This window comes from Streptomyces eurocidicus (assembly GCF_002891295.1).
In the GTDB taxonomy this organism is placed as follows: Bacteria; Actinomycetota; Actinomycetes; order Streptomycetales; family Streptomycetaceae; genus Streptomyces; species Streptomyces eurocidicus.
Window position 1 is genome coordinate 460883 of sequence record NZ_LGUI01000009.1, and the last position, 19491, is coordinate 480373.

The window sequence follows — 19491 nt, forward strand, 5'->3', positions numbered from 1 at the left end:
TACTCGGCCTTCTGATGCCGGTGCGAGCACATGAGCCGGAGGGGACGGGCACGTGAGCGAAAAGCCAGCGGGTACGGCGGACAGCACGCCGGAGGCACTCCACGCCGATGCGATGTGGCAGAACAGTCCGCCCGGATCCCTCTACGACTACATTCGCGTGGCCTCCTTCGCCCTGGGTCCCGACGGGCGGATCGAGCAGTGGAGCGAGCGCGCGGCCGAGCTGTTCGGCATAGCGGCACGGCAGGCCCTCGGGAAGGACCCCGCCGAGCTCTTCGCCGGTCCGGAACCCGGGCGCCCGCTCGCCTCCTTCCCGGGCGAGGGCGGCCTGGACGGCCGCGAGTGGACCGGCATCGTCCCGTACCAGCGGGGCGGCCGGCGGGCGGGCCCGCACGACGACCCCCGGCAGTCCGGCCTCGCCGAGATCTATGTGATGCCCACCGAGACCGGCCGCGGGGAGCGTGCCGCGCTCTGCATCGCCGTCGACGTCCGGGCGCTGCGCGGCATAGAGACCGACATCGCGGCGTCCGAAGCCGTTTTCGGCCAATCTCCCCTGGGTTTCTTCTTCTTCGGTACGGATCTCACCCTGTTGCGTGTCAACGAGAGCTTCGCCCAGACCTTCGGCCGCCCGGCCGCCTGGCACCGCGGCCGCACCCCGCACGACTTCCTGCCGCGCGGCGAGGCCGAGCGGCTGACGGCCGCGCTGCGCCAGGTCCTCGCCACCGGGAAGCCGGTGTCGGACATTCAGCTCGTCGGGCCCGTGCCCGGCCAGAGCGAGCGCCGGCGCTGGTCGGTCTCGCTGTACCGGCTGCACAGCGGCAGCGGACGGCCGATCGGCGTGGCCGCGCTCGCCACCGACGTCACCGGCCGCCGCCGCGCCGAGCGGGAGGCCGCGGGCGTGCGCCGCAATCTGGCACTGCTCAACGAGGCGGGCGCGCGGATCGGCAACAGCCTGGACCTGGAGACCACGGCGCGGGAACTGCTGGCCGTCGCCGTGCCGCAGTTCTGCGACCTGGCCTCCGTCGACCTCTACCAGGGCCTGCTGGCCGGCGACGAGGCGCCGCCCGGCCTCGCGGACGGCAGCGGGGAGCTGCGCCGCGTCGCGTACGCCAGCGCGGTCTCGGGGGCGCCGGTCGACGGCGGAGACAAGCCCATCCAGGTGGGCGAGGTGCACCGCTATCCCTTCCACTCGCCGTGCGCCGGGGCGCTGCGGACCGCGCAGGCGCAGGTGGTGCCGCGCCGGGAGCGCGAGGAGGGGCCGGAGCTGGGCGCGGTGGTGCAGTCCACGCTCGCCGTGCCGATGGTCGCCCGGGACGTGGTGGTGGGGCTGGCCCAGTTCTCCCGTACGAAGGGCAGCGAGCCCTTCGGCGAGCGGGACACCGCCCTGGCCGTGGAGCTGGCGGCGCGCGCGGCGGTCTGCATCGACAACGCCCGGCTCTACCGCAGAGAGCACGAGCGGGCGCTGATCCTCCAGCGCAGCCTGCTGCCGCCGGGCGACCCCGAGGCCGCCGGGCTCGACATCGCCTGCCGCTATCTGCCGGCCAACGCGGCGACCGAGGTGGGCGGCGACTGGTTCGACGTGATCGAGCTGCCGGGCCACCGGACGGCCCTGGTCGTCGGCGATGTGATGGGCCGTGGGCTGCGGGCCGCCGTGGCGATGGGCGAGCTGCGCACGGCGGTCCGCACCCTGGCCATGCTGGACCTGGAGCCGGCGGAGGTGCTCTCCGCGCTCGACGAGATCGCCCACGGCCTCGGCCGGCCGGGCGGCAAGCAGTCCGCGTCGCGCGGGGCGCGCGGCGGGGTGCGGGCGGCGGACCTCTCCGAGGTCTATCTGGCGACGTGCGTCTACGCCGTCTACGACCCGGTCACCCGGCGCTGCACGGTCGCCAACGCCGGGCACCTGCCGCCCGTCCTGGTCGAGGCGGGCCGGCCCGCGACGCTGCTGGACGTACCGCCGGGGATGCCGCTGGGCGTCGGGGGCGAGCCGTTCGAGGAGACGGAGATCGATCTGCCGGACGGCGCGCTCCTCGCGCTCTACACCGACGGTCTGGTGGAGTCCCGCGACCATCCGCTGGACGAGGGCCTGCACGCCTTCCGGGAGGCCCTGACGGACCCGGCGCGGCCGCTGGAGGAGGTCTGCGACCACGTCCTGGGCGCGCTGGACACCCACCACGGCGAGGACGACATCGCGCTGCTCATGGCCCGGCTGCGCGGCCTGCCGGAGGACCGGGTCGGCGACTGGACGCTGCCGCCCGAGCCCCGCTCGGTCGCCCGGGCCCGGGAGATGGCCCGCGACCAGCTGCTGGCATGGGGCCTGGAGGACCTGGTGGACACCACGGAGCTGCTGGTCAGCGAGCTGGTCACCAATGCCCTGCGGTACGGCGAGGGGGAGATCCGGCTCCGGCTGCTGCTGGACCGGACGCTGGTGTGCGAGGTCTGGGACGGCGGTCTCGTCCAGCCGCGCCGCCGCCGGGCCCGGGACACGGACGAGGGCGGCCGGGGGCTCCAGCTCGTCGGCCTGCTCAGCGCCGCGTGGGGCAGCAGGCGCACCCCGCACGGCAAGACCGTCTGGTTCGAACTGGCCCTGCCGGACGCGGACTCCCCCGCTCCGGACGCGGTGGAGGCACTGCTGAGCCTTTACTGATCCTGTACCGAGTCCCTTTCCGGCCGGGGTGGCCGGGCGCACTGGATCTTGTTATCGTCGCGACGACCGGAGGGTTGGATATTCAAATCCACTACAGCCGGTAGCGGCCTCCGGCCGACGAAGGGGGAAGCGCATGTCGCCGAACGGGATCCAGACGCCGACACCCGGCGGGCCCCTGGCGGACACCGGGTCCGGGGAGTCGCTCGACGCCCGGCTCGCGGCGTCCCTGGACGGCTCCTTCAGCAGCGAGTACGCGGAGGTGAACGGCGTCCGGCTGCACTATGTGACGGGCGGCCGGGGCAAGCCGCTGATCCTGCTGCCCGGATGGCCGGAGACCTGGTGGGAGTACCGCAAGGTGATGCCCGCGCTCGCGGCCCACCACCGGGTGACGGCCGTGGACTTCCGCGGCATGGGCGGCTCGGACAAGCCGGCGTCCGGCTTCGAGAAGAAGACGATGGCCGGCGACATCCGCGAGCTGGTCCGCCACCTGGGCCACGACCGCGTCAACATCGCGGGCCACGGCATCGGCGCGATGATCGCCTTCGCGTACGCCGGCAACCACCCCGAGGCCACGGAGAAGGTGGCCATCCTCAACACCACCCACATCGACGACAGCTACTACGACTTCCCCATGGTCCCCCGCCCCGGCGACAAGGGACCGCACCGCTGGTGGCTGGCCTTCAACCAGGTGCACGGCCTTCCGGAACAACTCCTGGAGGGCCGCTACCGCCATCTGATCGACTACATGTTCGACCTCAGCCTGGTAAACCCCGACGCGATCACCTCGTACGACCGTGACGTCTACGCCCACGCGTACTCCTCGACGGAGGCGATCCGCGCGAGCAAGGCGTGGTTCCAGGCGTACCAGCGGGACATCGAGGACTTCAACGGCTACCCCCCGGTCCGGGCCCCCATGCTGGGCCTGGCCTACGGCACCTTCTACGACTACATGCGCGAGGCCCTCCCGGCCCAGGGCACGGACGTCCGCGTAGTGAAGATCGAGAACACCCGCAACTACCTGGTGGAGGAACAGCCGGAGGCGGTGACGCGGGAGTTGCTGGCGTTCTTCGGCTGAAGGGCGGGGGCCGGGGGCCGCCGCACCACCGGCCCCACGGCCCGGGGCGTCCGCCTCCCGGGCGGGCAGCCGGAAGCCCGCCCCCCTCCTCCGCGCACGGCCGGATATCAGACGCTCTACCGACCGCGGCGGTACGCGCCGATCGCGGCGAGCATTGTGTACACATAGGACACTAGGCACACTTAAGCCCATGACTCAGCCGCCTACCATAGAGTCCATCCGCGACGTGCGCGCACACTTGGCGGAGGTCGTGGAGCGCGCCGAACGCGACGACGTACCCACGGTGATCACACGCCGGGGCAAGGAAGTCGCCGCCGTCGTCTCCATCGAGGTGCTGCGCAAGTACCAGGAGTGGGAAGAGCGCGAGATCAACCGGATCATCGACGAGCGATGGCGAACCCGGCGCCCGGCATCCCGATCGAGGACATCATGAGGGAGACGCTGGCGCGCGGTGAGTGAGTACCGAACCGTCTTCCGACCCGAGGCGCAGGCCGAGCTCCGGAAGATCCCCCGCGACATGGCACTGCGCATCCTGGCCAAGCCGACCGAACTGGAAAACGATCCGTTCGGCTTCAACACCACCGCGCTCACGTCCCAGCCGGAACGCCGCCGGCTGCGGATCGGCGACTATCGCGTCGTCTATACGATCGACAACGGAGAGCTGGTGGTGTGGGTCGTGCACGTCGGGCACCGCTCCACCGTTTACGACACCTGATCCCGGCCGATCCGGCATCAGAACATCCCGCACCGATCCAGCACACCCGCTGTCAGTGGTGGGTGCTTCCATAGCCCCATGAGCACCGTGCACGAGACCGCCGCCCTCCTCCCCGAACCCGACGAACTCCGCGCCCACCTGCGCGCGTTGGCCGTTCTGGACGCCACGATCGGCGACGATCCGAAGTTCTGCTGCTACAGCTTCGACACGACCTGGGGCCCCGGCGAAGAGGCGGCCTTGATGGACAACGGCTCGGGGGACGACTTCTCCGTGCTCTTCACCCCGGCCGGCGTGCTCATACGCGGCTTCGACCACGAGTCGGAGATGAGCCCTTATGGGACGGACGACGAGCAGGTCTGGCCCGGTGTCATCGACGGAGTGCCCGCCGCGCTGCGCCCGGTCCTGGACGAACCCGCCTTCTGCGACGAGGGCATCGACGCCCCACGCGTCACCGCCTGCCTGTGGCGGGAGACCGGCGACACGGCCTGGCGCACCGGCTCGGCCATCGCCTTCCCGCCCGGCATCGAGGACCCGGACGGCTCCGGCTTCCTCTTCCACCTTCTCACCGACCGCTCCCCCGAGGCCGTCCAGGCCCACTTCGAGGACTACTACGAGCGTCCCGTCCCCCTCGACGCCGTCCGCCACGTCCTCGCCGGAGGCCCCCTCACCCCCGCGGTCGCCACAGCCCTCAACCCGGCCGCCCTCTCGGACGCCGCACTGCTCGGCAGGATCACCGCGCACCCTGAGGCCGCCTCCTACCTGGCCTGCGACGGAGAGTTCGATCTCGCCCGCACCGACCCGATCGAGCCGATCGCCCTGCCCAACGGCCTCTCGGTCGAGCCCGTCGCCGGCTGCGACGCGGGTGGCACCCACTACCTCTGCGGCCCGGCCGTCCCCGGCGGCCCCCGCCCCGTCCTCTACACCGACTCCGAGGGCCGGGCCTCCCTGATCGCCGAGTCCCTCGCCGAGGCCCTGACCCTGGCCGTCGTCCTGCCGTCCTGGCACGACGCCCTGGCCGGCTTCCGGCCCCCGGCCCTCAACGCCGACTACCTCGACGACCACCCGGATCACCCCGCCGTCCGCGACCGCCTTCTCGCCGCACTCCGGCTTCCCCCGGCCACGGACCGGGAAGTCCTGGACCGCCTGCTCACCACCGCCGCCCGCACCGTCCCCGACGGTTTCCTCCCGCACGTCCCCGATGAGGAGGATTCCGCCTTCGAGCCGATGCTCGAACGGCCCGCCGAGTAGGCCCGACCCCACCCGACGACGCCGGCACGGTGACGACGAAGGGGCCGACTCCACGAGGAGCCGACCCCTTCCCACCCGCACGCTCGCGGAACTACCTCACATGCGGCGACGAACCGATCAGACGTTGAAGCGGAATCTGCAATACGGGGATCCCACCTGCGAAAACGCAGTTCCCGCAAGCCTCATCCAGCACCGATCCAGCACGGTGCAAGTTCACCCAGCACATCCAGCACCCGCGACCGCGACAAGGAATCTGCCCACCGCCACCCAATCGAGGACATCCTGAGGGAGACGCTAGTAGGCGGCGAGTGAGTACCGGACCGCCTTCCGAGCGTAAGCACACGTCCAGCTGGTGGATATCCCCCGCGACGTGGGAGGTTCAGCTTCCTGCGGACAGAGGTCAGACCGACGCGCCACTGGATGAGGTCAGAATCGGCTTCGAGACCATCGACCGGAGAATACCTTCGCCGCCTCCGAGATCAGTCGAGCTTCTCGAACGCCGGTCTCGGTGCGATGATGGGCGTGCGCTTTTCATTGATATTGAGCCATGTCGGCGCTTCCACCGACATGAGCTTTCGGTCAACAGTAATTAGATTCTGCTGCGCCGCTTCGTTCAGGGCATCAAGTATGTCGACCACCTTCACCTTCCCGTACTTCTCCAGTTGCGCCTGGATCTTCTGGGCCTTCGCACTCGGCTTGTAATAATAGGGTGCGCGATCATGCCTGCCAACCGTCAGAATCGCTTCAGCAACTGCCTCATATGCATCGTTGAACAAGCCCATGAAGCCGTCCGGGTCCGGCAGTGCAATCAGATGTAGACTTTTCCACCTCTGATATCCCGCCGGAAGGTCCAGGGCCTGTGGAACAATCGCCACTCGGAGCCCGTTACCATCTTCGAGTTGATGCCAATTACTCTTGATAGTCGCGGCGGCAAACCGTGCCTTCTCCGTACTACTCAGGAACAGGTCGGTCTTCCATACCTTCTTGATCCGTTCCCGCAGGTCAGGTTCGGCGGCGACGCCGCGAGCAGCGATCGGCACCCAGGATCCAAATGCGAACGGCCGACCTGACCCATCAGGCAACAACACCGCATCACCACTCGCGTTGTTGACAACGGCCTCAGTGAATCCGAGATGGCGTGCACGCTCGTGCCCGAACATCAGGGACGTCGGTCTGCCCAAGTCAGCGAATGCCCTAGGGCTCACCTTCTTGAGCGCTTCGCCGACCAGATCGACAACGCGTGGCTCGCCGCCGACAATCGCCTCGTGAACGGCCCACTCAAACCCATCTCCGCGCGATCCCTTGTCGCGGTGGAGGCGAGCTAGCTTAGCGAGCTGTCGAAACGTGACCTCCACCCGATCGCAATTGAGGTCTTCGAGGTCCGCTTGCGACAATTCATCAAAATGGGCCCTCAGAATTGATCGCGATACCGCGTAAAGAGCACGACCATACTCATCAACTGGTTCAGCCTGACTCAGGAAGGTAACATCAGCCATTCAGCGACTCCCCATTTCGCCACACGAGAGGTTGATCCGGAACTCGGCTACAGCGGAACGGAACGCCGAACGCAGGGATCCCATCTGCGAAAACCGAGGTTTAAAGTAGGTCATCCAGGCATGGAAGAGACGCCCCAGCACACCGGACACTCACCGATCAATAGTGATACCGGGCGGCGAGGATGACGATCTCCTTGTCCGTCACCAGATAGACGAGGCGGTGCTCGTCGTCGATCCGTCGCGACCAGGCCCCAGGCATGTGATACTTCAGTGGCTCCGGCTTGCCGATGCCCGTGAAGGGGTCACGCCTGACGTCCTCGATGAGCTTGTTGATCCGGGCGAGCATCTTGCGGTCGTTCTTGAGCCAGGACGTGTAGTCCTCCCAGCCCTGATCCTCGAAGACGAGCCTCACGCGGCACCCGCACCTGCGTCCGGTGACTCGGGATCGATCAGCTCACGCTCCGACATATTGATGTGCGACAGGGCGTTCTCGTACGCCTTGAGCAGCCGCCGGGCGTTCGCCGGCGAGCGCAGCAGGTAGGAGCCCTCGCGCAGCGCCGCGTAGTCTTCGGCCGAGACAAGCACCGCGTTGCCGTGCTTGGAGACGATCTCGATGGCCTCATGGTTCTCGTTGACCTTTTTGATCAACGGAAACAGTTCCCTGCGGGCTTCACTCGCGGTTATGGACATGACTCCAACCCTCCCATCAAGTGGTACCCAATAACGTACCATTTTTGGTGTCATCCGAGAGGGGAAACGACTGATGGTCGCTCAGCTGATCCAGTACCCATCCAGCACGGGAAAAGCCCAGGGGCCCACCTCCGGAGAGGCGGACCCCATCTGACCTGCATGTTTGCCACGTCAGTGACGTGGTGTTATTTCATCCACTCAGACGTTGAAGCGGAACTCCACCACGTCGCCGTCCGCCATCACATAGTCCTTGCCCTCCATACGGGCCTTGCCCGCGGCGCGGGCGTCGGTGACCGAGCCGGTGGCGACCAGGTCCTCGAAGGAGATGACCTCGGCCTTGATGAAGCCCTTCTGGAAGTCGGTGTGGATGACACCGGCCGCCTCGGGGGCCGTGGCGCCCTTCTTGATCGTCCAGGCGCGGGTCTCCTTGGGGCCTGCCGTGAGGTAGGTCTGGAGGCCCAGGGTGTCGAAGCCGACGCGGCCGAGGGTGGCGAGGCCGGGCTCGTCCTGGCCCATGGACTGGAGGAGCTCCAGCGCCTCCTCGTCGTCCAGCTCGATCAGCTCGGACTCGATCTTGGCGTTGAGGAAGATGGCCTCGGCCGGGGCGACCAGGGCGCGCTGCTCGTTCTTGAAGTCCTCGTCGACCAGCTCGTCCTCGTCGACGTTGAAGACGTAGAGGAAGGGCTTGGTGGTGAGCAGGTGCAGCTCGTGCAGGAGGTCGCCGCGCTCGGTGCCCTTGGTGATGCCGGCGGAGAACAGGGTCTGGCCGGACTCCAGGATCTCCTTGGCGGCCTCGACGGCGGCCAGGACGGCGACCTTCTCCTTCTGCAGGCGGGACTCCTTGGTCAGGCGCGGGACCGCCTTCTCGACCGACTGGAGGTCCGCGAGGATCAGCTCGGTGTTGATCGTCTCGATGTCGTCCTTGGGCGAGACCTTGCCGTCGACGTGGACGACGTTCTCGTCCTTGAAGGCGCGGATGACCTGGCAGATCGCGTCGGACTCGCGGATGTTCGCCAGGAATTTGTTGCCCAGGCCCTCGCCCTCCGAGGCGCCGCGGACGATGCCCGCGATGTCGACGAAGTCGACCGTGGCGGGGAGGATCTTCTGCGAACCGAAGATCTCGGCCAGCTTCTGCAGCCGGGGGTCGGGGACGCCGACGACGCCCACGTTGGGCTCGATGGTGGCGAACGGGTAGTTGGCCGCCAGGACGTCGTTCTTGGTCAGGGCGTTGAACAGGGTCGACTTGCCGACATTCGGCAGACCGACGATTCCGATCGTGAGCGACACGTGGCGACTTCCCGTAGCGAGATGTGAAGGGGGTTCGCGGCCCGCTGGCGGGCCGGTCATCCAGTCTACGGGTCCCCGCCCGGCGGCGGCCCCGGACGGACTATCAGTCGAACGCATGGCCAAGGTGGCCCAAACGGCGTGTCCAACGTCGGATTCCTCCCGCTTCTCGACCTAGTTTGGTCGGGTGGAGCAACCCAGCACACGTATCCCGCCGCGCAAGGTCCGCCGCGCGTCCCCGGTGCCCCGGCCCGCCGCCCCCGTGGGCCCGGCCGAGAGCCCGTTCCTCCTCCGCGGCCGGTCCGGACGGGCCTCTCCCCCGCCCGGCGGGCCCGGGACCCGGCTGACCGGCCTCGGCGCCGGCCTGCTGACCATCCTGGCGATGCTCGGGGCCGGCTGGCTGGATTCCGTCATGGCCCGGGGCTCGACCGCCCTCTATGGGATGGCCTTCCTGCTGGGCTCCGCGGCCTGTGCCCTGTGGGTGCGCCCCGCCGACCTGGTGACCGCGCCCGTGACGGCGCCGATCGCCTTCACGGCGGGGGCCGTGCCCCTGACCGGCGGCGACGGCGGCTTCGCCGGCCAGGCCATGGGCATGATCACCTTGCTGTCGCTGAACGCCGGGTGGCTCTACGCCGGCACCCTGCTGGCCGGGGTGCTCGCGCTCTTCCGCAGGATCGCGCTGGTCAGGGCGCGGCGGCGACAGCGGAACCGGCAGCGGAGGCGGCCATCGCGGCCCCCACGATCCCCGCGTCGTTCTGCAGCAGAGCAGGCACGATCTCGGCGCTGACCCCCTCGACCAGCGGCAGGAACTTGTCCGCCTTACGGCTCACCCCGCCGCCGATCACGAACAGCTCGGGCGAGAACAGCTTCTCCACGTGGACGAGGTACCGCTGCACCCGGCGCGCCCAGTGCGCCCAGTTCAGGCCCTCGTCCTCCTTCGCCCGGGTCGAGGCGCGGGTCTCCGCGTCGTGGCCGTGCAGCTCCAGATGGCCCAGCTCCGTATTGGGCACCAGCACGCCGTCCGTGAAGACGGCGCTGCCGATGCCCGTGCCGAAGGTGAGTACGACGACCGTGCCGCGCCGCCCGCGCCCGGCGCCGTGGGTCATCTCGGCGAGCCCGGCCGCGTCCGCGTCGTTCAGCACGGTCACGGGGCCGCCCAGCCGGTCGGCGAGCAGCGCGGCGGCGTCCCGGCCGATCCAGCCCTTGTCGACATTGGCGGCCGTCCGCGTCGTACCGCCGACGACCACGCCGGGGAAGGTGGCCCCGACCGGCCCGGTCCAGCCGAAGTGGTCCGCCACCTCCCGGACGCGGTCCGCGACCGCGTCCGGCGTCGCCGGGTGCGGGGTGAGGACCTTGAACCGCTCCTCGGTGAGCTCGCCCCGCGCCACGTCCACCGGTGCGCCCTTGATGCCCGATCCGCCGATGTCCACGCCGAATACGTTCATGGCCACCACGCTAAGGGGTAGGGCCCGGCGTCACCCGTTCGCAGCGCCGGATTCCGGACTCCCGGCCAGTTCGGCCGCCTCCGCGCGCAGGTCGCGGCGGAGCTCCTTGGGGAGCGAGAAGGTGATGGACTCCTTGGCCGCCGTGACGGTCTCGACGTCGTCGTACCCGCGCTGGGCCAGCCAGTCCAGGACGCCCTCGACGAGGATCTCCGGCACCGAGGCGCCCGAGGTCACGCCGACCGTGCCGACGCCCTCCAGCCACGCCTCGTCGATCTCCTCGGCGTAGTCCACCAGGTGGGCATCCTTGGCGCCGGCGCCCAGGGCGACCTCGACCAGCCGGACGGAGTTGGAGGAGTTCTTCGACCCGACGACGATCACCAGATCGGCGTCGGCGCCCATCTGCTTGACCGCGATCTGGCGGTTCTGCGTGGCGTAGCAGATGTCGTCCGACGGCGGGGAGAGCAGGTTGGGGAACTTCTGCTGCAGCGCGCCGACGGTCTCCATCGTCTCGTCCACCGAGAGGGTGGTCTGGGAGAGCCAGACGACCTTGGACTCGTCGCGGACGGTCACGTTCGCCACATCCTCGGGGCCGTCGACCAGGGTGATGTGGTCGGGCGCCTCGCCGCTCGTGCCGATGACCTCCTCGTGGCCCTCGTGACCGATGAGGAGGATGTCGTAGTCCTCCTTGGCGAAGCGGACGGCTTCCTTGTGCACCTTGGTCACCAGCGGGCAGGTCGCGTCGATCGTGGCGAGCTTGCCGCGCTCGGCCTCCTCGTGGACCACGGGGGCGACGCCGTGCGCGGAGAAGATGACGATGTTGCCCTCGGGCACCTCCTCCGTCTCCTCGACGAAGATGGCGCCCTTCTTCTCCAGGGTCTTGACCACGTACTTGTTGTGCACGATCTCATGGCGCACATAGACGGGCGCCCCGTACTGCTCCAGGGCCTTCTCGACGGCGATCACGGCACGGTCCACACCCGCGCAGTAGCCACGGGGGGCGGCGAGGAGAACCTTGCGGGAGGTCGTTGCAGTCATGCCGTCCATCGTACGGGCCCGGGCCCCGCTCATTCCGCTTGACCGGCGTCCCGGCCGGAGCTGGGGCACGATGGCAAAAAGGGCCGGAACGGCCGGAACGGGCCGGACCGTACGCACCGGCGAGGGGCAGAGGGGCATTCCATGGCACAGCCCGCCGGTGAGGTCGGCAGCACCCGGCTCCACCGCACGCTCACCTTCCGGGACCTGGTCGTCTACGGCCTCCTCTTCATCGCCCCCATGGCTCCGGTCGGCATCTTCGGCACCCTCGACGCGAAGTCGCACGGCGCGGTCGCCCTCGTCTACGTGGTGGCCACCGTCGCGATGGCCTTCACCGCCTTCTCCTACGCGCAGATGGTCCGGGTGGCCCCGCAGGCCGGTTCCGTCTACACCTACGCACGGGTGGGGCTCGGCGAGGGCCCCGGGTTCATCGCCGGCTGGATGGCGATGCTCGACTACCTCCTGATCCCGGCCGTCGCGTACCTCTTCTCCGGGATCGCCATGAACGCGCTGGTCCCCGAGGTCTCCCGGTGGGTGTGGACGGCCATCGCGGTGGTCGTCACGACCGGGCTGAACCTCTGGGGGGTGCGGGCGGCGGCGCTCGTGGGCTTCCTGGTGCTGGCCCTGGAGATCGTGGTGCTGCTGGTCTTCCTGGCCTCGGCCGTCTTCGCCCTGGCCGAGAAGGGCACCCGGCGCGGCTGGCTGTCGCCCCTGACCGGCGAGGGCGGTCTCACCACGGGGGCGGTCTTCACCGCGGTGTCGGTGGCGGTGCTGTCGTACCTGGGCTTCGACGCGATCGCCGCCTTCGCGGAGGAGTCGGCGGGCGGCTCGGCCCGGGTGGCCCGGGCCGTGCTGACGTGCCTGGCCGTGGCGGGCGTGCTGTTCGTCGCCCAGACGTATCTGGCGGCGCTGCTCGCCCCCATGTCCCCCGCCGAGCTGGCGGCGGACCCGGCCGGTCAGGGCTCGGCCTTCTACGACACGGTGGACGCGGCGACGGGTGCCTGGCTGCACGACCTGGTGGCCGCCAGCAAGGCGATCGGCGCCGCGTTCGCCGCGCTGGCCGGGCAGGCGGCGGCGGGCTGGCTGCTCTTCGCGATGGCCCGCGACCGCCGGCTGCCGGGCCTGCTGGCCAAGGTCGACCGCGGCTCCGGCGTACCCCGCCCGGCGCTGCTGGGCGCGGCGGCGGTGACGCTGGTCGCGGCGGTCTGGGCGGCCCGCCGCGACGACGGCCTGGACCGGCTGGTCTCGGTCGTGGACGTGGGCGCGCTGATCGCCTTCGCGCTGCTGCACCTGTCGGTGATCGGCTGGTTCGCGGTACGCCGGCGGGGCGGGCCGACGCGTCCGGTACGGCATGTGGTGGTGCCGCTGCTGGGCCTGGCCGTGGTGATCGCGGTCGTGGTGAGGGCGGCGACGACGGCGCAGGTGGTGGGCGGGGTGTGGCTGGTGGTGGGGTTGGGGGTACTGATCGCCCAGCGGGTCCGCGGGCGGCCGGTGGGCGCGGGGTGAGGTCCCGCGGCCCGGCCGCCGCGCGCCGCCCGCACGAGCCACGACGGTCACGGTGCGAGCGACTCGCCGTCTCAGGACGCCCACCGGACGTGAGGGCCCACCGCCTCAGGGCGCCCACCGGGCATGAGGGCCCACCCGCTCAAGGCGCCCACCGGGCACGAGGCCCCACGGTATGAGGCCCCCGGCGTAAGGGAACACCGGGCGTGAGGCGCCCACCGGCCCAGAGGACCACCGGCCCGGGGACCGACCCACCGACGTGAGGGGCCGGGCCGCGCAGGGGTGTCGCGGGGCGTAAAGCGAAGCAGCCCCGCGACACCCCGGAGCGGCCCGGCCCCGCCCCACGACGCACCCGGCCCGGCCCCGCTCCACGGCACACCCGGACCGGCCCGACCCCACGGCACACCCGGACCGGCCCGACCCCACGGCACACCCGGACCGGCACACCCGGACCGGCGCACCCCGGCAACACCCCCGGACGACCGGGCGACGCACGACCCCGACCGCCCGCCGCGAGGCGACTACGCTCGCGCCATGGCTCTGAACACGTCCCCCGACACCCCGATCCCCGTCGGCCAGGTGTCCCGGCTGATCGGCGGCTGGATCGACCGCCTGGGCGCCGTATGGGTCGAGGGGCAGATCACCCAGCTGTCCCGGCGGCCCGGGGCAGGGGTGGTGTTCCTGACGCTGCGCGACCCGTCGCAGGACGTCTCGCTGTCCGTGACCTGTTACCGCGCGGTCTTCGACCAGGTCGCCGACATCGTCTCGGAGGGCGCGCGCGTCGTCGTGCACGCCAAGCCGGAGTGGTACGCGCCGCGCGGCCAGCTGTCCCTGCGGGCGACCGAGATCCGGCCGGTCGGGGTCGGTGAGCTGCTGGCACGGCTGGAGCAGCTGAAGCGGTCGCTGACGGCGGAGGGCCTGTTCGCCGCCGACCGCAAGCGGCCGCTGCCGTTCCTGCCGCAGCTGATCGGGCTGGTCTGCGGCCGCGCCTCCGCCGCCGAGCGGGACGTCCTGGAGAACGCCCGGCACCGCTGGCCGGCCGTCCGCTTCGAGGTGCGCAACGTCCCCGTGCAGGGTGTGCACGCCGTCCCGGCCGTCATCGAGGCGGTCACGGAACTGGACGGCACCCCCGAGGTCGACGTGATCATCGTGGCGCGGGGCGGCGGCAGCGTGGAGGACCTGCTGCCGTTCTCGGACGAACGGCTCGTACGGGCGGTGGCCGGTTGCCGTACGCCGGTGGTGTCGGCGATCGGGCACGAGCCGGACACCCCGCTGCTGGACCTGGTCGCCGACCTGCGGGCCTCCACGCCCACCGACGCCGCGAAGCGCGTGGTGCCGGACGTCGGCGAGGAGCTGCTCCGGGTGCGGCAGCTGCGCGACCGCGCGCTGCGCTGCGTCACCGGGTTCCTGGACCGCGAGGAGCGCGGGCTCGCGGCGGTCCGGGCCCGGCCGTGCGTCGAGCGGCCGCAGCGGATGGTGGACGAGCGGGAGGCGCAGGTCACGGCGCTGGCCGAGCGGGCCCGGCGCACGCTCGGCCATCTCCTGGACCGGGCGGAGTCCGAGCTGTCGCACACCCACGCGCGGGTGGTCGCGCTGTCCCCGGCGGCGACGCTGCGCCGCGGCTACGCCGTGCTCCAGCACGCGGACGGCTCGGTGGTACGGGCGGCGGCCGAGGTGAGCGCCGACGAGGAGCTGCGGGCGCGGGTCGCGGAGGGCGGGTTCGCGGTACGGGTCACGGGGGCGCCGCCGACCGCGCCGCCGGCCGCCGACGGGCCCGCCGCTGTCACCCCGCCCGCATAGGCTGGACGGCATGGCGAAGACGGGTGCGACAGCCGAGGACGACGGCTCCGGCGAGAGCGTGCTGGGGTACGAGCAGGCGCGGGACGAACTGATCGAGGTGGTGCGCCGCCTGGAGGCGGGGGGCACCACGCTGGAGGAGTCCCTGGCGCTGTGGGAGCGCGGGGAGGAGCTGTCCCGGGTGTGCCGGCGGTGGCTGGAGGGAGCGCGGGCCCGTCTGGACGCGGCGCTGGCGTCCGAGGAGTCGGGGGCGGCGGGGGGCTAGCGCCGCGGCGGGGGCTGGCGCCGCTGCGCGGGGCTTGTTCCCCTACCCGCCCCTTCCCGTAACCGGGGGCTCCGCCCCCGGGCCCCCTTTTTCCGCGCTGACGCGCGGTGTCCTCAAGCGCCGGACGGGCTGAAATCAGCCCGTCTGGGGGCACCTCCCAGCGGTAGCTGGGGGAGATTGAGGACATTCGGGAAGGGGCGGGGCGGGGAAAAAGCCCGCCGCAGGCGCACACCCCCACCCGTGGGCCACCCCACACCCCCACTTTCGTTGAACTTTCACCTATCTCACGTACAGTGGACGACATCAGCACAACCCTGCACGTACTAGAAGGTGTTTTTTTCATGACTCTCGCCCTCGACCCCACCGCCCAGGACCTCCTCTTCCGCGAGGCCCGCACCGCCAACACCTTCTCCGCCGAACCGGTGACCGACGAGCAGATGCAGGCCGTCTACGACCTGGTCAAGTACGCCCCGACCGCCTTCAACCAGTCGCCGCTGCGCGTCGTCCTCGTCCGTTCCGAGGAGGCCCGTGAGCGCCTGGTGGGGCACATGGCCGAGGGCAACCAGGCCAAGACCCGCACCGCGCCGCTGGTCGCGATCCTCGCCACGGACAACGAGTTCCACGAGGAGCTGCCGACCCTGTTCCCGCACTTCCCGCAGGCCAAGGACGTGTTCTTCGCCGAGCGTCCGGTCCGTGAGCAGTCGGCCCAGCTCAACGGCGCGCTCCAGGCCGCGTACTTCATCCTGGGCCTCCGCGCCGCCGGCCTGGCCGCGGGCCCGATGACCGGCCTCGACTTCGCGGGCGTCCAGAAGGAGTTCCTGGACGACGACCACACCCCGCTGATGGTCGTGAACATCGGCAAGCCGGGCGAGAACGCCTGGTACCCCCGCTCGCCGCGGCTCTCCTACGAGCAGGTCGTCACCACCGTCTGAGCGGACCCGCACCCGCACCCGCACGGCGAACGGCCCGCCCACCCCGGTACCCCGGGGCGGGCGGGCCGTTCCGCTCAGCCTGCGGACGCGCGCCCGCGGGTCAGGACTTGCCCGCGCCCTCCGGCAGGTCCTTCTTCTCCGCCTTGAGCGCCGCCGCCATCTCCGCGAGCCGCCCGAACGGGGCCGTTCCCGTGACCACCGTGGTCACTCCGCGCTCCTCGCGCACCAGGGCGTTGTACTTCTCGCCCGCGTAGCGGCGCCAGCTGGTGTCGCCCACCTTCTGCGTGCTGTCCGTCCGCTCCGCCCGCCGGCTCACCTCGTCGATGAACTCGGCCGCCGGACCGTCGCTCTGCTCGACCGCCACGTACTCCTTCTGCGGGTCGAGGAAGCCCAGGTGCCAGGTCGAGCCGTCCTTGCCGCCCGCCCGGTACGAGACCGAGGTCGCGCGCCAGCCCTCGGCCAGCCCCTCGGGCGCCGCCACCGCGTACGGCGCGGCGCGCCGGGCCGTGTCGAGCTCCACGCGGTAGCCGACCGTCTTCACCGGGTCGTTGCTCTCGTCGTGCGGAAGGAACGCGTAGCTCACAAATGCCACGGGGATCACCACCGCGAGCGAGAGCACCATGTTCCGTACGGTCTGCGCCTTGCCACTCCTAGCTGCCACCCCACCATGGTCCCCCATGGCCCGTCCGATCTTGACGCCGGAGGGGGGTGCGCCGCGCACGGGCCTCCCGGACGCCGCGCACCTTGACGATGCTCATGCGTGGGGCGCCCTGCTCACTCTCGCAGTAAGCAGATAAAGTCATCAGCACCCTCACCCTCTGCCCCGTCAAGGGGACGAGGGGCCCCACGGCCGTCGCCGTACAGAAAGGTGCGCTCCGATGACCGATCATCACCTGCCGTCCCCGCTGGAAGTCAGCCCCGAGGCCCCCGACCGGAACCTCGCCCTGGAGCTCGTCCGGGTCACCGAGGCCGGCGCCATGGCGTCGGGCCGCTGGGTCGGTCGCGGCGACAAGAACGGCGCGGACGGCGCCGCGGTCAAGGCCATGCGCGCCCTCATCGGCACCGTCTCGATGAACGGTGTCGTCGTCATCGGCGAGGGCGAGAAGGACAACGCCCCGATGCTCTACAACGGCGAGCGCGTGGGCGACGGCACCGGCCCCGAGTGCGACGTGGCCGTGGACCCGGTGGACGGCACCACCCTCACCGCCAAGGGCATGGCCAACGCGGTCTCCGTGATGGCCGTCGCCGACCGCGGCTCCATGTTCGACCCGTCCGCGGTCTTCTATATGGACAAGCTGGTCACCGGCCCCGAGGCCGCCGACTACGTCGACATCAACGCCCCGGTGGCCGTCAACATCCGGCGCGTCGCGAAGGCCAAGCACTCCTCCCCCGAGGACGTCACGGTCGTCGTCCTGGACCGTCCCCGCCACGACGGGATCGTCAAGGAGATCCGCGAGGCCGGCGCCCGCATCAAGTTCATCTCCGACGGTGACGTGGCCGGCGCGATCATGGCCGTGCGCGAGGGCACGGGCATCGACCTGCTGCTCGGCGTCGGCGGTACGCCCGAGGGCATCATCGCGGCCTGCGCGATCAAGTGCCTCGGCGGCACCATCCAGGCGAAGCTGTGGCCCAAGGACGACGAGGAGCGCGAGCGCGCCCTGGCGGCCGGGCACGACCTCGACAAGGTCCTGCACACCGACGACCTCGTCCGCGGTGACAACGTCTTCTTCGTCGCCACCGGCATCACCGACGGCGAGCTGCTGCGCGGGGTGCGCTACCGCGCGGAGACCGCGACCACGCAGTCGCTCGTCATGCGGTCCAAGTCGGGCACGATCCGGCAGATCGACTCCACGCACCGGCTGTCGAAGCTGCGCGCCTACAGCACCGTGGACTTCGAGCGACCCAGCTGACGGCCCCGGCGGCGCCCGCCGGCCGGCCCCGGCCGACGTCGGTCACCGGACGGGCCGGGACCAGCCGGCCCCGGCCCGTACCGTCCGTGTGCCGCCGGTTCGCGGCGGCTCGGTGGCGCCCCGGGCCGGGCCGGGCGCGCGCTCAGCCCGCCGCGGCGATGCGCGTCGTGCGCGCCAGCTCGGCCTCGCGGCGCCGCCGGCGGGCGAGCACCACCCGGCGCTCGGCCGCGGTGAGGCCGCCCCACACCCCGTAGGGCTCCGGCTGGAGCAGGGCGTGCTCCCGGCATTCGACCATCACGGGGCAGCGGGCGCAGACCCGCTTGGCCGCCTCCTCGCGGGACAGCCGCGCGGCCGTCGGTTCCTTGGATGGTGCGAAGAAGAGCCCGGCTTCATCCCGGCGGCACACCGCCTCCGAATGCCAGGGGCCGGCCTGATCCCTGGCGGAAATCCGCTGGGACGGTACGGCGGCTTCCTGCAGGGGCTGATGCGGTAGCAGCACGGTCCACTCCTGACGACGGCTTTGCTGGGCCGATTGAGTCACCTTTGCCCGCCTCCACTGCGCACGGCCATTCGCACCGGCAGCCGTACGAGAGACGATGCACCAAGCTTTACCCGCTGTGCGCGTGCTTATTCACACCGTTGCCATGAGCGGAACGCCGTCAGCCGCCACCGGCCCCCCGTCCGGCCGCGATCAGCCCGCCGCGCGGAGGTTCTTGAGCCGCTTTCCCCGCCGGGGTTTGGCCTCCACACCGCCGAAGAGCGCGAAGCCGGTGACGGAGACGACCGGGGCGTCGGGGTCCGGCGCCTCCTGGGTCCGGACGTCGAAGCCGCCGAAGATCCCGCCGCCCGTGGTGCGCAGCGTGACGTTCTCCGGCACCTTGATGTCGACGCCGCCGAACACCGCGACGGCGTTGACGACGTTCTCCCGGCGCTCGAAGACCGCCTCCGTCAGATCGATCTCCACCCCGCCGAACAAGGCGAAGGCGTTGGTGCGGCGCGGCACCCGCCAGCGGCCCTTGCGGGCGGCGCCGCCGAACACGGCCACCAGGTTCTCCGTGCTCTCCGGGCCTTCCGGGCCCGCGCCGTACGGGCGCGGGTGGGCCGGGGCGCTCCCGCGGGCGGCGCCGCCCGGGCGGGGCAGGTCGCCGACCAGCGGCTCCAGCTCCCCCAGCGTCCGGGCCGCGTAGACGGCGCCGATCCGCTCGCCGTGCTCCTCCGCGGTGAGGCGGCCCTCGGCCAGGGCCTCGCGCAGGATGTCCGCGGTCCGGTCGCGGTCGGCGTCGGAGGCTCGGAGCCCGGACGGCGCGGCACCGGCGGCGGGGCCCGGGGCGGGGGTGTGCGGGGGTGCGTCCACCGGTGCCGGCACCGGCCCGGGCGTGCTCTCCGGCCCGGCCGCCCGGGGCCGCTTCTCGAACGATGGCTTGTCCACGACAGCAGCGTAGCGAAACGCGATAGATC

19 protein-coding genes and 1 pseudogene are annotated in these 19491 nt (G+C 71.1%); 11 read left to right on the forward strand and 9 right to left on the reverse strand.

Annotated elements, in window-relative coordinates:
• Positions 1–112: 112 nt before the first annotated feature.
• The 5 genes and pseudogenes from AF335_RS26065 to AF335_RS26085 all read left to right on the forward strand — a co-directional run bounded on the left by AF335_RS26065 (position 113) and on the right by AF335_RS26085 (position 5679).
• Positions 113–2641 carry a SpoIIE family protein phosphatase gene (locus AF335_RS26065; protein WP_102920833.1) on the forward strand — a complete coding sequence of 843 codons (2529 nt, stop codon included), beginning with the start codon at positions 113–115 and terminating at the stop codon, positions 2639–2641.
• Between the two features lie 133 nt (positions 2642–2774).
• Complete coding sequence (locus AF335_RS26070) at positions 2775–3716, forward strand: alpha/beta fold hydrolase (RefSeq protein ID WP_102920834.1); 942 nt, start codon at positions 2775–2777, stop codon at positions 3714–3716.
• 190 nt (positions 3717–3906) lie between these two features.
• Positions 3907–4175, forward strand: a pseudogene (locus tag AF335_RS26075) (type II toxin-antitoxin system Phd/YefM family antitoxin).
• Positions 4168–4431, forward strand: coding sequence for a type II toxin-antitoxin system RelE family toxin (locus tag AF335_RS26080; protein WP_102920835.1), 264 nt, complete (start codon positions 4168–4170; stop codon positions 4429–4431). Before AF335_RS26075 ends, AF335_RS26080 begins: the two are co-directional and overlap by 8 nt.
• A gap of 78 nt (positions 4432–4509) precedes the next feature.
• On the forward strand, positions 4510–5679 hold the full coding sequence (locus AF335_RS26085; protein ID WP_102920836.1) for a hypothetical protein: 1170 nt from the start codon (positions 4510–4512) through the stop codon (positions 5677–5679).
• Positions 5680–6158: 479 nt separating this feature from the next.
• Here AF335_RS26085 and AF335_RS34235 read toward each other — a convergent pair whose 3' ends face one another.
• The 4 genes from AF335_RS34235 to ychF all read right to left on the reverse strand — a co-directional run bounded on the left by AF335_RS34235 (position 6159) and on the right by ychF (position 9152).
• Complete coding sequence (locus AF335_RS34235; RefSeq protein ID WP_146045620.1) at positions 6159–7175, reverse strand: hypothetical protein; 1017 nt, start codon at positions 7173–7175, stop codon at positions 6159–6161.
• A gap of 157 nt (positions 7176–7332) precedes the next feature.
• Entirely contained in the window at positions 7333–7587 is a 255-nt protein-coding gene (locus AF335_RS26095) for a Txe/YoeB family addiction module toxin (protein WP_102920838.1), read from the reverse strand.
• Positions 7584–7865 (reverse strand): type II toxin-antitoxin system Phd/YefM family antitoxin, encoded by a 282-nt coding sequence (locus tag AF335_RS26100; RefSeq protein WP_102920839.1) that lies wholly within the window; start codon positions 7863–7865, stop codon positions 7584–7586. The genes AF335_RS26095 and AF335_RS26100 overlap by 4 nt, the downstream gene beginning before the upstream one ends.
• A gap of 198 nt (positions 7866–8063) precedes the next feature.
• Complete coding sequence (ychF, locus tag AF335_RS26105) at positions 8064–9152, reverse strand: redox-regulated ATPase YchF (protein ID WP_102920840.1); 1089 nt, start codon at positions 9150–9152, stop codon at positions 8064–8066.
• Between the two features lie 184 nt (positions 9153–9336).
• Here ychF and AF335_RS26110 point away from each other — a divergent pair, with 184 nt between their 5' ends.
• On the forward strand, positions 9337–9936 hold the full coding sequence (locus AF335_RS26110; RefSeq protein ID WP_102920841.1) for a DUF6542 domain-containing protein: 600 nt from the start codon (positions 9337–9339) through the stop codon (positions 9934–9936).
• On the opposite strand, the gene ppgK is transcribed toward AF335_RS26110, so the two are convergent.
• A complete protein-coding gene (gene ppgK, locus AF335_RS26115; RefSeq protein WP_102920842.1) occupies positions 9833–10594 on the reverse strand; it encodes a polyphosphate--glucose phosphotransferase in 762 nt (253 codons plus the stop codon). The genes AF335_RS26110 and ppgK overlap by 104 nt on opposite strands.
• 30 nt (positions 10595–10624) lie before the next feature.
• Positions 10625–11638, reverse strand: a complete 1014-nt coding sequence (locus AF335_RS26120; protein WP_376697772.1) for a 4-hydroxy-3-methylbut-2-enyl diphosphate reductase — start codon at positions 11636–11638, stop codon at positions 10625–10627.
• 132 nt (positions 11639–11770) lie between these two features.
• On the opposite strand from AF335_RS26120, the gene AF335_RS26125 reads away from it, so the two are divergent.
• From AF335_RS26125 to AF335_RS26140, 4 genes are all read left to right on the forward strand, one after another.
• Positions 11771–13132: an APC family permease gene (locus AF335_RS26125; RefSeq protein ID WP_102920843.1), complete on the forward strand. Its 1362-nt coding sequence runs from the start codon at positions 11771–11773 to the stop codon at positions 13130–13132.
• 531 nt (positions 13133–13663) lie between these two features.
• The gene (gene xseA, locus AF335_RS26130) at positions 13664–14929 is read left to right on the forward strand and encodes an exodeoxyribonuclease VII large subunit (protein ID WP_102920844.1); all 1266 of its coding nucleotides are present in this window, start codon (positions 13664–13666) and stop codon (positions 14927–14929) included.
• A 10-nt stretch (positions 14930–14939) separates the two neighbouring features.
• Positions 14940–15191, forward strand: a complete 252-nt coding sequence (locus tag AF335_RS26135) for an exodeoxyribonuclease VII small subunit (RefSeq protein WP_102920845.1) — start codon at positions 14940–14942, stop codon at positions 15189–15191.
• 341 nt (positions 15192–15532) lie between these two features.
• The gene (locus AF335_RS26140; protein WP_102920846.1) at positions 15533–16123 is read left to right on the forward strand and encodes a malonic semialdehyde reductase; all 591 of its coding nucleotides are present in this window, start codon (positions 15533–15535) and stop codon (positions 16121–16123) included.
• Positions 16124–16223: 100 nt separating this feature from the next.
• On the opposite strand, the gene AF335_RS26145 is transcribed toward AF335_RS26140, so the two are convergent.
• Positions 16224–16784 (reverse strand): DUF4245 domain-containing protein, encoded by a 561-nt coding sequence (locus tag AF335_RS26145; protein WP_102920929.1) that lies wholly within the window; start codon positions 16782–16784, stop codon positions 16224–16226.
• A 217-nt stretch (positions 16785–17001) separates the two neighbouring features.
• Here AF335_RS26145 and glpX point away from each other — a divergent pair, with 217 nt between their 5' ends.
• Positions 17002–18033 (forward strand): class II fructose-bisphosphatase, encoded by a 1032-nt coding sequence (glpX, locus tag AF335_RS26150; protein ID WP_102920847.1) that lies wholly within the window; start codon positions 17002–17004, stop codon positions 18031–18033.
• Between the two features lie 142 nt (positions 18034–18175).
• On the opposite strand, the gene AF335_RS26155 is transcribed toward glpX, so the two are convergent.
• A complete protein-coding gene (locus AF335_RS26155) occupies positions 18176–18532 on the reverse strand; it encodes a WhiB family transcriptional regulator (RefSeq protein ID WP_087926479.1) in 357 nt (118 codons plus the stop codon).
• A gap of 192 nt (positions 18533–18724) precedes the next feature.
• Complete coding sequence (locus AF335_RS26160) at positions 18725–19387, reverse strand: DUF1707 SHOCT-like domain-containing protein (protein WP_244927161.1); 663 nt, start codon at positions 19385–19387, stop codon at positions 18725–18727.
• Between the last annotated feature and the right edge of the window lie 104 nt (positions 19388–19491).